The organism is Halobacillus sp. H74, from assembly GCF_052246715.1.
Lineage (GTDB): Bacteria > Bacillota > Bacilli > Bacillales > Halobacillaceae > Halobacillus > Halobacillus litoralis_A.
In genome coordinates this window covers 1-12,667 of sequence record NZ_JBQQCI010000006.1, presented here as the reverse complement: position 1 = coordinate 12,667, position 12,667 = coordinate 1, and the positions used below count along the sequence as shown (strand labels likewise).

The following is a 12,667-nucleotide window of genomic DNA, read 5'->3' as shown; positions in this document are numbered from 1 at the left end:
CCTTATTTTTCCATTATTCAATTATTTTTGCCTGTCTCGAAGCAGCTTTATGTTCTTCATAGGATTAGTAGAGATTAATTTGTTCTTTTTTAAGTAATTATAGAATGCTCTTAATGCACGTAAACGAGTGTTGATTGTTGTAATACTTATTTGCGTTTTACTTCTTACTATGAACTCTTCAATATCTTCCTGTTTAATATCAACGAGATCTTTTTTCAACATCTTTTTAGTAGCGTAAAATTCATTCATGTAGTATTCGATTGCTGCCGGTCTTAAATTACGTAGACAACAGTCTTTAAAGAGTTTTTCTAGTGCCTCATCTTCAGTAACCTTATTCCTGATCAGATCCAAATCTTCTTCTGATAATTCCTTTCGTCTCTTCACAACATACCTCCTATGCACACGATTTTGGGTTATTTTTGTCGTGTAAAAACAAATAAAAAAAAGACTCCAACATTACTGTTGAAGTCTTCTCTCTGTTACATTTTTAGTACCGGTGGCCGGGGTCGAACCGGCACTCCGTGAGGAACACGATTTTGAGTCGTTACATAACCGCGTTAATCCCTCCGAAGGTAACACCGCACATTTTGACGCACATTAGCCGGACATGATAGCGCACGACCAGCTTTCCTTACCGATAATCATACGTCAGATGGACGGGTTATGCAAGCAAAAATATCGCCCTCAGACGAAACGAAATGGACTGTCCACCGCCTCTTTGTAATTAATTCGCTCTAAGACGCTTTTCGTCTCGAAATAAGGGTTCTTTTGTCAAAAGCATAGTAATGATACCCTTCAACCTATATTATATGAAATATATTCCAATACATAAGGAGGTTGAAGTATGAAAAAATTACTCAAATTAGCACTGTTTGCGTTTCTAGCCATTATGGTACTCGGTGTAGCAATCGTATCTTTCATTGACGAGGGCGATAATACTGCGGATAGCAACGACGCCGAACCCGCAAGCGTAGAAGCCGAAGGTGACTCCGAAAGTTCAGAAGGCGCCGATGCAGAAAGTACGGAGGAAGAAACTACGTACAGTATGGGCGACACCGTAGAAGTCGGAGCCATGACGTATACTATTAACGAAAAGTCTACGGCTAAAGAAGTGGGTCCAAGTGTTGCGCCTACAACGGCTAACGGGAAATACGTTGTTCTTAATGTCACCGTCAAAAACAACGGAAATGAAGCTGTTACCGTCGATGGATCGTACTTTAAGCTAAAACAAGACGAAAAGACGTTTGAAACAGACTCTATGGCTAGCACTTCAGCTAACCAAGGCGAAGATGGATCGATTCAAAACTCTTTCTTCCTAGAACAACTTAACCCAGGTTCAGAAATCTCAGGTAACATCGCGTTCGACGTGGCCCCTGAAGTTGCAGATTCTGACAGCCTTAGTTTATTAGCACAAGAGGGTATTTTTGGAACTGTTTCAGAAACTATCGAACTTCAATAAGAATAATACGGCGGGCCGCGAAGCCCGCTTTTTTCGTTCCCCCGTTTCACTCTTTCGTATATACCTTCGCCTTTACTCCGTATTCCTCGCAAAGCTGCTTTAACCTGCGTTTCCTCTCGTAACTCACCGTGTACCATACGACAACCGGAGGCTTCGAAAACTGCGCTTTGATTAAAGGAGCTAACTCCCGGTACCTCTCGTAAGCTTGCCGGATGTTTCTCCGATTGATCCCCCGTCTCTTTATATGTATTAGTTGTTTTAAAAGGTTTTTGCGCTTTTTGGTGTGACATGTCCGGCGTGACAGGCGGTTCAAACGCCAAGATAACCACGGAATTACTCGTCTGTGACTTCGATAAGAAGCTGACGCCTTTATGTACGCAGCTATGGCGTGCTAGTACGTCGAGGATAGCCGTTTCAGTTGCGGATAGGTCGTACGTGCTCTTATGCTTGCGGACAGCTTCGTTTAAATTCTTCGACCGATTCAAACGTAGATAAACGCTCATAGGTCGCTTCAGTTGCTTGTAGCATATCGTTTCTCCTCCGTTAAGAGGGCACAGTAACCGAACGTATGTTCCGTTAAATGGACAGACTTGCCGAATTTGACAAACTGTTAATTTTTCGATATGCTTGGCTTAGGCTAACGGTGCATATCGTCAGCAGGTGGCAAGTCCATCTGTTCGGCGGTTGCGCCCTTTTTTATTTGTCTAAATGTCCAAGTTCTTTAGCGGTGAAAATGATTTATGCTTTTCCGATACCTCATTACTAAAGAGATTTACATAAACCCTCACCATCTCCATAGAAGAATGACCAAGGATCTTCTGCAATTCGAATATACCTGCTCCATTCATAACTGATAACTTCGCAAACGTATGTCTCAAAGTATGAGGCGAGCACCTTACCCCTTTAATTCCAGCCTTCTTACCATAATGAGCAACTATCTTCTGCATGGCTGCCCTTTTTAAAGCAGTCTCATCTAGAGTTATAAATAACTGATCGGTTTCACACGTACCCCTCAATGTTAGATACCTTCGTAATTGCTCTTTCATCTTCGATTGGATAGGTACATAACGGTGGAAATGGTTCTTCGTCTGCCGTATGAATATCGAGCCTTCCGCCAACTTTACATCCTCAACAAGCAATCCCGCAGCTTCATTCAGACGTATACCTGTCTCGACGCAAAGCAACATATACGTTAAGTCTCTTTGGCCGATAAAAGTACGCCTGTCCGGAGCATTGAGTAATTGCCGGAGTTGTTTCATCGAGAATGTTTCGACGTTCCCTTTCCTCTCACGTAATAATGGATACCTCTCCATCGGATTGTTAGCGATATACTTACCGTTGTATAAGAAGTTGAAAAGCGTACGGATCGCTCGTAGTTTCGTATTGATTGTTCCGTCCTTCAACTTGCGGTTACCTTTCATATCGTCGATGTACGTATCTATATCATCGCGCACGACCTGGTCGATATTGTTAAGCTTGTCCTCGCGTAAAAGGTATCGGCGGAAATCGTTACACTCTCGGCGATAATAAATAATCGTAAATTCTCGCAATGCCTTCCGTTCAGCATCCTTAATAAAGAGACCCAGCGCATCATCAAACGTCATAGGCCGTTGCTTCACCGTCTTCTCGATTACGTCAAGTTCGCGTCCGATTAGATTATTCCTCCGTCTAGACATAGAAAAAAGACCGCCCTCCTTCGTCATTAAAGGAAAGCGATCTTTTACGAATAGGTAACACGACCATTTTACGCCATATTAAACGCAAAAAAGGCGGTACCTAGTCATCGCTAGATACCGCCAATATGCGTTCTTTTAGTACCGGTGGCCGGGGTCGAACCGGCACTCCGTGAGGAACACGATTTTGAGTCGGCTTCACGAGCCTATTTCGTATTCAAAACCTATAACTGTTGTTATAACGCCACATTTTAACGTAGTGTAGTGCGTATTATCCGTAACGGTTCGTACGACCCGAGCTCTTTCGAGGAATCAATCGGGTGGTTTAGTCGTGTACTTCTATATTATACGCATCTAAACGGTAATAATCATCGTATACATTACACTTATAATTGTCAACCGATAGTCTAAGTGATATTACGAATATTCACAATAAACTTTTTAATATGGTACGATAGAGTTGAATGTTTTACATTTTAATCCATCTTAAGGGTTCCTTAATTACTTATCTAGGAGGGTATCTATGGGAAAAGGACTTGTTTACAACATAATTATGTATCCTGCAATAATTAACCTCAACAAAGGTCAGGTCTTTGAAATGAAGACTGAAGAAGGTTCATATGGTGTATTAGTAAGCAGACATGTAAATGCTCTTCAAATATTGGATTTCAATAATGAATTGGAAATTCATGAAGACCCTAATTATGCAAATAATTTATCTTCTAAAATGTCTTCAGAAGTTGCTCCTATTGATAGTCATCACTTCGTACAACAAATTGGAGAAAATTCTTTTAAGGTCTTAGACTTTACTGGGACCGATGAAGTCAGCAATTCAAGAGTATTCTCAAACGAATTTTACACTGAAATTATTCTTATACAGGAATCTAATAACATTGAGGAAGATAAGACTTCACCTAATTACGATTTATTGGAGAATGTACTTGATGAATTTTTGTTACTTTACAAGGATGTAGTGAAGCAATCAGATATTAGAAAAGTAAACGACCTCAATGATAGAGATATGATACTATCTAAAGCAGTTAGAGCATACACTGATGATGAAAAAGATAAAACTTTTTCTGAAGTACTTGATGGTTATCATGAAATGAGACCTTTGCCAATCGGAATTAAAGCAACTCCAAAAGTATCAGATGTCTTTTTAAATGAAGAGAGTACAGAAGAGATTTCCCGCATAATAAACCATAGGATCGAAGAAAATGATTTCGTTGACGATACTAGTGCAATGATAGGCAAAGCAGCAGAAGAATTGTATGTAAGAAATAACTACAAGTATGCATTCCTAGATGTATTCTTTGCAGTTGAGAGTTTTATAATGCAGAAAGTTTGGGATTACAAGAAAAAAGCCCTTGAATTATCTAATACCAAACTAAAAAATCACAAGAAGAATTTGACCATCAGTTATTTGCTAGATGTAGAAATATTTTTGATTATTAACAGTTTTAATGAAGCAGAAAAAGACCTTATTGAAAAAATAAAAGGACTATCTAGTAAACGAAACAAAATAGTCCATGAAAAAGAGAATGTAGATAGAAAAGAAACAGAGGAAGCATTGATTAACTCTGAAGAATTTATCAAGTTAATTAACAACAAATTTTCTGAGATTCTATAAAAGGTAATTGGGACGCTACAAAGTAGTGTCCCTTTTTTTGTTAATAAGGAGTTGGATTACAAAAACCTCCTAGGGGGTTCTCATCTTACGACCTCCCGAAATACTCCTCGGGCTGATCAATCATACTCGATGTCATTACGCTTACTTCACGCAAAGCATTTCTTACGGCCGTCCCTACCAGACCGGAGCTTATTAACGCGTTAGATATTTCGATAGTTTCGTGAGCCTCCTGGCTTCCTTTCGGCATGGCTCTTGATGAAAGCTCCTCGTACACTTGGCCGAGCTCTTTGCGTGTCGTTATTGATTCGGTGGAGTCCGTGATCGTTCCGAAAATACTCTGCGATAGCTGCATGACTTTCGGTTTCACTTCATGAGCAAGAGCAGGCTCATCGGCTATTGCTGCGAGCTCCTTTAGAGCAGATTTTGCGTTATCAGAAGATGTCGCAAATAATACTCGGGCTTCCAGATCGTCCACTTGCTGCGAGAATAACTTACGCTTCTGTTCATTTACACTCGGAAGTTTCGAGGTAAGGACCTTCTCCGCTTCCTTTTTCGCCTCTGATGCGAGCTCATTCCGCTCTTGTTTAAGCTTCTTCGCAAGCTCCATCGATTTCTTCTCGTATTCCTTCGAAAGACATTGAAGCTCCTTTTCTTTTCCTGCTGCGGATAGCTCGTTATTTCGATTGATTTCGGATTTCTTTTCTCTGTATTCATCGATTACTTCCTTAAATAACATAGTGTTCCCTTGCATAAGCGCTTGAGCTCGTTGTAGTTTGTCTTTCATAATTGATCGCCTCTCCCTTTGTTTTTATTTGTAGACACTTTTGAATGCCTTTTTCGGCTTTCAGAGTGTTATAGGTCTCCACCTTCATTTATAAAGCACCTAAGCCTTGACATAGAGCGATTTGCGGTTCCCTATACTGTCTACATATTACTCGCTTTATCTCGATACTTTCGCATTCTCTCAGCTTTCGCTTTTCGGTTGGCATTTCGTTGGCATTCGGTACATCGAGTTTGCCGATTGCTCTTACGCATGAATGCCTCGGAACAATCCGTACACTTACGAATGTTCTTCGCCTCTTCCAGATCGTCTTGATAGTTTATGCCATGAGCTTTCTTGTATCTTGCTTCGAGAACTTCATCATTCGGTAAGACGCTCTTCTCGAAATAATCGCATGAGACGGCATGGCCGAATCGGCTCTCATAGTCGCATGATGTGTCATAAAGTAGACATCTACCATTCGAGTAGCTTGCACATCTACGTTTGACGAGTTGTTTTACATTTGCATGTATAGTCCGATCTAGCATCGTAATTCCTCCTTATTAGCATTCCCGATCTTCCTTTGGTACTCTTCTAATCGCTCCTTATCCGAGTTACTTTTTCTCTTCGATTTCGCTACAGTCGTTTCACGTTTATTTGACGCAATAGGAAATACTCTTTTGAACTCATCTTCGTCTAACGGATAATAAGGAAGATACAGATTCCGCTGCCCTTTCTCCCCGATCTTTTCTACTAGATTTACCTCGACTAGTTTTTTAATGGCAGTTGATACTGTTGCCGAAGTTATGTTTAACTCTTTACCGAAGTAATTGTAGCTTGGAAATGCTACTCCCTTTTTCACATTGTATAGGTAGACAATCTCGTTATACACGCTAAGTGTAGTCTTCGAGAATCCATCGATGAATAGGTACTTGTTTAGTCCACGTAATTGCGGAGTAAACGTAGCTCCATCTCTTAGAGCCTGTTTGTTTACTACATTGGAAGGGTCGTTTTTTGCTTTAATTGACATACTGTTCTTATACTCCTCTCTAGGCTTCGATTACTTTTGAATAAGCTTTTAGGTCTTGAATTCTTTGGCTTGTTAGATCGCATCTTGCCAGGATTCTCGCCTCTACATTTTCACTGACGATTCTACTTCCGATTTCAAGCTTTTCAAGATACGAAGTCGATATTCCTAAGCGTTTAGCGAACATCCTCTGCGTTTCTCCGTAATGAGATCGAATGAGTTTGATCATGTATCTATTCAGGGTTTAACGCCTCCCTTTTCTTATTTGGTCGTTTACCGCACATACTTCGCAAAAAGAAAAGGAGCCACAAATATTCGTAGCTCCAACAGTATGTCGGACGAGGACGACCAGAACCTCGCCCCAATCTAGTAAGCGCACCGCACCACATTATAAAAATGGTAAATACCTTTTATTCGATTATTAGAAAAAGACGAGAACGAACTCTCTTTCAAGGAGGAAGATCATTCGTATAGTGTCCTCGCCTTTTTCCTTTTGGAGTAATGAAGGGGAAGTAAGGGGTATCTCGAGTTATACCTATTACCTCCTCTATAACTAAAGACGGCCGAGACCTTCATTTTTGTATTGCTTAGTGCAGTTATTTGCGAACTTTTTCTTTCTCTTTAGCTTTGACCTTCACTATTTATAAGCATTTATATCCTGATGCGTAACACGAGTATTCGAAGAATACGTTGTGTAATTAGTATGTAAATCTTAATATGTAAATCTTAATAGATAAATCTTAGTAACCTTTATTTCTTAAAGAGGTGTACTTTATTTTCTTAATAGGAGGTCTTTACAAATTAAAGAGGGGGTAATTTAGTTTCTAAAGTAGTATAGTTAAGGCTCGAGTCTGAAATATTGTACGCAATCTGTGGGGGCGAGTTGTAGCATTGGTCATATAGGGGCTTTGGGGGGATTGGAGTCATATCTCATGTGAAGACGATTAGGCTTAGAGTTATTAATTAGAGAAGGTTTACCCTTCCACTCTCGGCCTTTTTAACGCTTATAATTAGCGTAGAATCACTTTGACAAAGTCCTTTCGATTTAACGATTACTTTCATCTGAAAATCAATGAAGCAAAGAAAGAAGATCGCATAAAAAAATACTCGAAAGTTTTCTCGTTTACTTCCCGAGAAAAGAGCTCCGAGACATCGGCCGTTGATGTCGCAATATTGTCGGCCTACCTACGAGCCTACATGCGACCCTCCATGAGCCTATTATTCGTTGAAGTAGTTGGATATAACGAGGGATATGCTGCGGTATGCGGAATGAACCTGTAAGATTATGCCAACCCGATATGTCATCATAAAAAAAGACGACAAGGGGCGCAACCCTATCGCCTATCATGTCGTAAGTATTCGCTTATTACCGTAAGCCCTCTCGCTCAAGTAGTCTATATAACGTACCTGTACCGATGGATAGCGTCTTACAAATGTAACGTACCGACTTCCCTTCCTTATGCCATTCTATTGCTTGCGCAGCCTTATCAGCCTTTTTACCGTTAAGAGAAACTTCGGTTTTGCGGCCTTGATACTTGCCTTCCTGCTTCGCAATCTCTATGCCTTCACGTTGACGTTTAAGTGTAAGACCTCTCTCAAGTTGAGCAAGACTACCGAAAATATTCAATAGGAATTCATTCATCGGGTTATCTTCGGTAGTATCAAGCCATGCTTCACATAACGATTTAAGACTCGCACCCTTTTCTTTGATGCTTTCGACGATATCGAGTAAGTCCTTTACAGATCGGGAAAGTCTTGATATTTCGTGTACTATTACGACATCCCCTTCATTGAGGTCCTCGATCATCTTCAAAAGCTGCGGTCGATCGGTATTCTTTCCAGATACCTTCTCTTCGTAAAAGACTTCGCAACCTTCCGCCTTGAGCGCTTTCTTTTGTCGAGCTACGTTTTGACTCTCGGATGATACTCGTATGTATGCGATTGTTCTCATAATTTGCCGCCTCCGTTACTGTTTCGATGGCTTAAATATACAAACATTTACGGTAACAGTCAAACGGTAACATAAGAAAGAGCCTCAAACCCTTGCTATTATCGCCTTTTCCGTTTTATGATAAAACGTTACCGTATCAGTGTACTCTAACGGGTACATTTTGAACTATCGTTTAATTGAGGTACAATAAATTACAATGTTTGCCGATAAAAATAAGAGCTTTTAAAGGAGGCTTATAAATGGCATTTGAGTGGTTTAGCAACCCGAGAGGCTATCGAAAAAACCCAAAAAAGTGGCAAAATCTAATGGATATAGATACTTCGGGGTTAAACACAGGTAAAGAACTACCATTTAAAGTACGGGAATTTAAATTTGGAATAAAAGCTTGTTATATCTTCTACGGAAAATATGATGTACCTTTATATGTTGGGAGCACAAAATGTATTCGTAAAAGGATGTACCAACACATGAACAATACTTCGTATATAGACGAAGTGGAAAAAGTGGAAATTAGAATTACAGAACGACCTAATGAGTTAGAGATGTTTTTTATAGGAAAATTAGACCCTTACTATAATAAACATATGATAGCATACGATAAACCTTTAACATTGAATAGAGGAAGCTGCAAAGTAACCTACTAAATACTTAATTCAATCGATTACATATGATATAATTTCAGTATCCTAACGTGCTCGTACATCTCACGTTTTCCCTTCGCAAATACTACTCAGCGAGGGGGCTTTTTTTATTCTTTAATAACCCCCTGAGTTTAAAACACTCTCTCCACTATCTCCTACATGCGGATGAAGATATAAAACCTTATACCGATTCTGTTAAAGCATGAATCCGAAATCCACAAAAGGTAAACAGATGTGAACCAGATATATTTGTATATAAGCAACAACAATTACTCTCATATCAATATTTAAACTCCCCTCCCCCTATACTTTGCGAAAAATAAGTTGTTTCCACACATGAATAAGATTCCTTTCCATAAAAAAGTCGAGCACCTTTAAGATACCCGACTACTTTGGTTCACAACAATTTCTCTACCGGAGAGAACTTTCGATGGCTTTCAAAAACATCCCGACTAAATAGATTTACATAATTACGGACCATATCTAGGCTTGTGTGTCCTAACACTGCTTGTAAATGAAAAACATCGGCCCCATTTTGGACAGACATCTTTGCGAAAGTATGCCGGAATGTATGCGGACTACAACGCACCCCTTCGATTTTCGCTTTCCTTCCGAACATGGCAATTCTATTTTGAAGCTGCCTTTTCGTAAGTGGGGTATTGTCTATCGTAACAAAGAGAGAATCATTTTCTAAATGACCTCGTATAGTTACATACTTTCGAAGTTGCTTTTTCATTAAACTTTGAATAGGTACATGTCTTTCCTTATATCCCTTACCATCTATCTTTATAACGTTGTCCTGCCAATTAATATCGTCAGTTTTTACAGAGACAAGCTCTCGTGCTCTTACACCAGTTTCAAGAAGAAAAAGAAGTATCGTATAATCTCGCATTCCTGTGAATGTTGTTTGATCAGGTTGGGCGAGTAGCAAGCGAATTTGATCTCTACTAAACGTATCAATAATCGTTTTCTTTTGCTTAATTAGCGAGAGTGTCTCAACTGGGTTATTAATAATATACGATTCTCGATGTAGGAAGTTATAAAATGAACGTATAGCTCTTAGCTTTGAATTTATAGTTACGTCCTTTCTCTTTAGTACTTCCATCATATAAAGAATAACATTCTCCTTTATTATAGAGAGTGTCACCTTATCTGGGTTGGTACTGATCTTTTGTGCTTCTAGGAGATTTCGAAAACCTATAAGTTCATTACGATAATACTTTAAGGTGTGATCGCTTAGATTCCGAATTTTACAATCTCGTAGAAAAAGATGTAGCGCAGAGTCAAAATCCTCTGCTCCAAATATAGGCGCTTGCTTTTTAGGTGTTAAATCTTTCGCTTGTAATTTATTACTTCGACGTGCCATTTTCATACCTCCAACGATAATGTTTTACCGTTAGATGCGTTAAAGGTAGTGCGCATTACCCGAAAACGGTTCGTTAAAATAGTGCGTACGATTCTTTCGATGGTAAATCGTCCATATTCTCGCTAAAAACAGAAATAGCGCCGTCCCCTCTTTCGAAGGAATCAGCGCTATATCAACGTTCTTAGGTTTTCTTTTAGTACCGGTGGCCGGGGTCGAACCGGCACTCCGTGAGGAACACGATTTTGAGTCGTGCGCGTCTGCCAATTCCGCCACACCGGCATATGTCTTTGGAGGCGGCAACCGGAATCGAACCGGTGATAAAGGAGTTGCAGTCCTCTGCCTTACCGCTTGGCTATGCCGCCAAATCAAGTTCAATTACGATTGTATCATATTCACGTTTTAAAGAAAATGTGAATGTTTAGAGCGGGAGACGGGATTCGAACCCGCGACCCCCACCTTGGCAAGGTGGTGTTCTACCACTGAACTACTCCCGCGTAAATAGTGGCTGGGCCAGCTGGATTCGAACCAGCGCATGACGGTACCAAAAACCGTTGCCTTACCGCTTGGCTATGGCCCAATATAGGTCTTTAATTAATGTATTGAATGGGGCGGCTGATGGGAATCGAACCCACGAATGCCGGAACCACAATCCGGTGCGTTAACCACTTCGCCACAACCGCCATAATAAGAAAGCAGGGGTAGTAGGAATCGAACCCACATTGACGGTTTTGGAGACCGTAGTTTTACCATTAAACTATACCCCTATTTGATTGAGAAAATAAATGGTGGAGGGAGTAGGACTCGAACCTACGAACCCGATGGGAGCGGATTTACAGTCCGCCGCGTTTGGCCAACTTCGCTATCCCTCCACGCTGATGAAATTTCTAATGGTGCCGGCCAGAGGACTTGAACCCCCAACCTACTGATTACAAATCAGTTGCTCTACCAGTTGAGCTAGGCCGGCTTGTAAATGGTGGCTCGGGACGGAATCGAACCGCCGACACACGGATTTTCAGTCCGTTGCTCTACCGACTGAGCTACCGAGCCAAACTATGTAATGGATATGATCTAAATATGTATTGAGAAATGGCGGTCCGGACGGGACTCGAACCCGCGACCTCCTGCGTGACAGGCAGGCATTCTAACCAACTGAACTACCGGACCATTTTGGTTGCGGGGACAGGATTTGAACCTGTGACCTCCGGGTTATGAGCCCGACGAGCTACCAGACTGCTCTACCCCGCGATAATGTGGGAAATCATTTTTATAGTTCCCATAAGATTGAATTTTGACTGTTCGTCACGTTGCAAGGGAATTCGGTGAAGTTTACGCTCCTCACAAAACCTACGTTGAAGTCTATTCAAGACGTTTACGGTTTTGCTCTACCCCGCGATAATGTAAATGCTTTTGCCCAGCATTTATTATATTATGAAGAACTTAATGGTGGAGGATGCAGGGCTCGAACCTGCGACCCCTTGCTTGTAAGGCAAGTGCTCTCCCAGCTGAGCTAATCCTCCATATAGTGGTGACCCGTACGGGATTCGAACCCGTGTTACCGCCGTGAAAGGGCGGTGTCTTAACCACTTGACCAACGGGCCAATCGTTAATAATGAACTTAATGGCGGAGAGCGAGGGATTCGAACCCTCGAAACCGTGGTAACGGTTTACACGAATTCCAATCGTGCTCCTTCGGCCAACTCGGACAGCTCTCCATTATGGCTCCAACGGTAGGATTCGAACCTACGACCGATCGGTTAACAGCCGATTGCTCTACCACTGAGCTACGTTGGAATAATTCTAGAAACCTGGCAGCGTCCTACTCTCACGGGGATCGACCCGACTACCATCGGCGCTGAAGAGCTTAACTGCTGTGTTCGGCATGGGAACAGGTGTGACCTCTTCGCCTTCACCACCAGATCTCTAAGTATCTCTGTTTTTCAGGGACAAGATATATTATATTGCCCTGCAGAGGAAAAATCAAGGGATATTTCAAGTTTTTTTGAAAACCCTCAAAACTGGATAGGGAAACATCGTCATCGAACGTACCATCGACTTTTCACGAACGAAATATCTATAGATAAGTCATCGATCCATTAGTATCCGTCAGCTCCACGTGTCACCACGCTTCCACCTCGGACCTATCAACCTCATCGTCTCTGA

11 protein-coding genes, 15 tRNA genes and 2 rRNA genes are annotated in these 12,667 nt (G+C 41.1%); 3 read left to right on the top strand and 25 right to left on the bottom strand.

Features of this window, described 5'->3' with window-relative positions; translation table 11 throughout:
* Positions 1–21: 21 nt before the first annotated feature.
* Positions 22–384 carry a phage integrase N-terminal SAM-like domain-containing protein gene (locus ACTWPX_RS14090; protein ID WP_443120295.1) on the bottom strand — a complete coding sequence of 121 codons (363 nt, stop codon included), beginning with the start codon at positions 382–384 and terminating at the stop codon, positions 22–24.
* A gap of 460 nt (positions 385–844) precedes the next feature.
* On the opposite strand from ACTWPX_RS14090, the gene ACTWPX_RS14085 reads away from it, so the two are divergent.
* The gene (locus ACTWPX_RS14085; RefSeq protein WP_443120294.1) at positions 845–1,459 is read left to right on the top strand and encodes a DUF4352 domain-containing protein; all 615 of its coding nucleotides are present in this window, start codon (positions 845–847) and stop codon (positions 1,457–1,459) included.
* 704 nt (positions 1,460–2,163) lie between these two features.
* Here ACTWPX_RS14085 and ACTWPX_RS14080 read toward each other — a convergent pair.
* Complete coding sequence (locus ACTWPX_RS14080) at positions 2,164–3,135, bottom strand: tyrosine-type recombinase/integrase (protein WP_443120293.1); 972 nt, start codon at positions 3,133–3,135, stop codon at positions 2,164–2,166.
* Between the two features lie 520 nt (positions 3,136–3,655).
* On the opposite strand from ACTWPX_RS14080, the gene ACTWPX_RS14075 reads away from it, so the two are divergent.
* Positions 3,656–4,762 carry a hypothetical protein gene (locus ACTWPX_RS14075; protein WP_443120292.1) on the top strand — a complete coding sequence of 369 codons (1,107 nt, stop codon included), beginning with the start codon at positions 3,656–3,658 and terminating at the stop codon, positions 4,760–4,762.
* 85 nt (positions 4,763–4,847) lie between these two features.
* Here ACTWPX_RS14075 and ACTWPX_RS14070 read toward each other — a convergent pair whose 3' ends face one another.
* The 5 genes from ACTWPX_RS14070 to ACTWPX_RS14050 all read right to left on the bottom strand — a co-directional run bounded on the left by ACTWPX_RS14070 (position 4,848) and on the right by ACTWPX_RS14050 (position 8,500).
* A complete protein-coding gene (locus tag ACTWPX_RS14070) occupies positions 4,848–5,546 on the bottom strand; it encodes a hypothetical protein (RefSeq protein ID WP_443120291.1) in 699 nt (232 codons plus the stop codon).
* 140 nt (positions 5,547–5,686) lie between these two features.
* Positions 5,687–6,070, bottom strand: a complete 384-nt coding sequence (locus ACTWPX_RS14065) for a cysteine-rich VLP protein (RefSeq protein WP_443120290.1) — start codon at positions 6,068–6,070, stop codon at positions 5,687–5,689.
* A complete protein-coding gene (locus ACTWPX_RS14060) occupies positions 6,064–6,552 on the bottom strand; it encodes a hypothetical protein (RefSeq protein ID WP_443120289.1) in 489 nt (162 codons plus the stop codon). Before ACTWPX_RS14060 ends, ACTWPX_RS14065 begins: the two co-directional genes overlap by 7 nt.
* A gap of 19 nt (positions 6,553–6,571) precedes the next feature.
* Positions 6,572–6,778: a helix-turn-helix domain-containing protein gene (locus tag ACTWPX_RS14055; protein ID WP_443120288.1), complete on the bottom strand. Its 207-nt coding sequence runs from the start codon at positions 6,776–6,778 to the stop codon at positions 6,572–6,574.
* A 1,137-nt stretch (positions 6,779–7,915) separates the two neighbouring features.
* Complete coding sequence (locus ACTWPX_RS14050; RefSeq protein ID WP_443120287.1) at positions 7,916–8,500, bottom strand: recombinase family protein; 585 nt, start codon at positions 8,498–8,500, stop codon at positions 7,916–7,918.
* 239 nt (positions 8,501–8,739) lie between these two features.
* Between ACTWPX_RS14050 and ACTWPX_RS14045 the strand changes: the two genes are divergently transcribed.
* Positions 8,740–9,144, top strand: a complete 405-nt coding sequence (locus tag ACTWPX_RS14045) for a hypothetical protein (protein ID WP_443120286.1) — start codon at positions 8,740–8,742, stop codon at positions 9,142–9,144.
* Positions 9,145–9,538: 394 nt separating this feature from the next.
* Here the strand turns inward: ACTWPX_RS14045 and ACTWPX_RS14040 are convergent, their stop codons facing one another.
* From ACTWPX_RS14040 to ACTWPX_RS13955, 18 genes are all read right to left on the bottom strand, one after another.
* Positions 9,539–10,507 (bottom strand): tyrosine-type recombinase/integrase, encoded by a 969-nt coding sequence (locus ACTWPX_RS14040; protein WP_443120285.1) that lies wholly within the window; start codon positions 10,505–10,507, stop codon positions 9,539–9,541.
* Positions 10,508–10,704: 197 nt separating this feature from the next.
* Positions 10,705–10,786, bottom strand: a tRNA-Leu gene (locus tag ACTWPX_RS14035).
* 9 nt (positions 10,787–10,795) lie between these two features.
* A tRNA-Cys gene (locus ACTWPX_RS14030) sits at positions 10,796–10,869 on the bottom strand.
* A 60-nt stretch (positions 10,870–10,929) separates the two neighbouring features.
* Positions 10,930–11,001 (bottom strand) — tRNA-Gly (locus tag ACTWPX_RS14025).
* 8 nt (positions 11,002–11,009) lie between these two features.
* Positions 11,010–11,084 (bottom strand) — tRNA-Gln (locus tag ACTWPX_RS14020).
* Between the two features lie 27 nt (positions 11,085–11,111).
* A tRNA-His gene (locus ACTWPX_RS14015) sits at positions 11,112–11,187 on the bottom strand.
* A gap of 13 nt (positions 11,188–11,200) precedes the next feature.
* Positions 11,201–11,271 (bottom strand) — tRNA-Trp (locus tag ACTWPX_RS14010).
* A 19-nt stretch (positions 11,272–11,290) separates the two neighbouring features.
* A tRNA-Tyr gene (locus ACTWPX_RS14005) sits at positions 11,291–11,376 on the bottom strand.
* 19 nt (positions 11,377–11,395) lie between these two features.
* A tRNA-Thr gene (locus ACTWPX_RS14000) sits at positions 11,396–11,471 on the bottom strand.
* Between the two features lie 7 nt (positions 11,472–11,478).
* Positions 11,479–11,554, bottom strand: a tRNA-Phe gene (locus ACTWPX_RS13995).
* A gap of 40 nt (positions 11,555–11,594) precedes the next feature.
* Positions 11,595–11,671 (bottom strand) — tRNA-Asp (locus tag ACTWPX_RS13990).
* Between the two features lie 4 nt (positions 11,672–11,675).
* Positions 11,676–11,752 (bottom strand) — tRNA-Met (locus ACTWPX_RS13985).
* 196 nt (positions 11,753–11,948) lie between these two features.
* Positions 11,949–12,024, bottom strand: a tRNA-Val gene (locus ACTWPX_RS13980).
* 6 nt (positions 12,025–12,030) lie between these two features.
* Positions 12,031–12,105 (bottom strand) — tRNA-Glu (locus ACTWPX_RS13975).
* Positions 12,106–12,126: 21 nt separating this feature from the next.
* A tRNA-Ser gene (locus ACTWPX_RS13970) sits at positions 12,127–12,219 on the bottom strand.
* 4 nt (positions 12,220–12,223) lie between these two features.
* Positions 12,224–12,298: transfer RNA gene (locus ACTWPX_RS13965), tRNA-Asn, on the bottom strand.
* 12 nt (positions 12,299–12,310) lie between these two features.
* Positions 12,311–12,424 (bottom strand): 5S ribosomal RNA (gene rrf, locus ACTWPX_RS13960).
* A 156-nt stretch (positions 12,425–12,580) separates the two neighbouring features.
* A 23S ribosomal RNA gene (locus tag ACTWPX_RS13955) occupies positions 12,581–12,667 on the bottom strand; the annotation flags it as partial.

Coding starts and splice junctions, on each gene's coding strand:
- ACTWPX_RS14060 (WP_443120289.1), bottom strand. CDS start 6,552: ATGTCAATTAAAGCAAAAAACGACCCTTCCAATGTAGTAAACAAACAG.
- ACTWPX_RS14065 (WP_443120290.1), bottom strand. CDS start 6,070: ATGCTAGATCGGACTATACATGCAAATGTAAAACAACTCGTCAAACGT.
- ACTWPX_RS14080 (WP_443120293.1), bottom strand. CDS start 3,135: ATGTCTAGACGGAGGAATAATCTAATCGGACGCGAACTTGACGTAATC.
- ACTWPX_RS14085 (WP_443120294.1), top strand. CDS start 845: ATGAAAAAATTACTCAAATTAGCACTGTTTGCGTTTCTAGCCATTATG.
- ACTWPX_RS14050 (WP_443120287.1), bottom strand. CDS start 8,500: ATGAGAACAATCGCATACATACGAGTATCATCCGAGAGTCAAAACGTA.
- ACTWPX_RS14075 (WP_443120292.1), top strand. CDS start 3,656: ATGGGAAAAGGACTTGTTTACAACATAATTATGTATCCTGCAATAATT.
- ACTWPX_RS14045 (WP_443120286.1), top strand. CDS start 8,740: ATGGCATTTGAGTGGTTTAGCAACCCGAGAGGCTATCGAAAAAACCCA.
- ACTWPX_RS14070 (WP_443120291.1), bottom strand. CDS start 5,546: ATGAAAGACAAACTACAACGAGCTCAAGCGCTTATGCAAGGGAACACT.
- ACTWPX_RS14040 (WP_443120285.1), bottom strand. CDS start 10,507: ATGGCACGTCGAAGTAATAAATTACAAGCGAAAGATTTAACACCTAAA.
- ACTWPX_RS14055 (WP_443120288.1), bottom strand. CDS start 6,778: ATGATCAAACTCATTCGATCTCATTACGGAGAAACGCAGAGGATGTTC.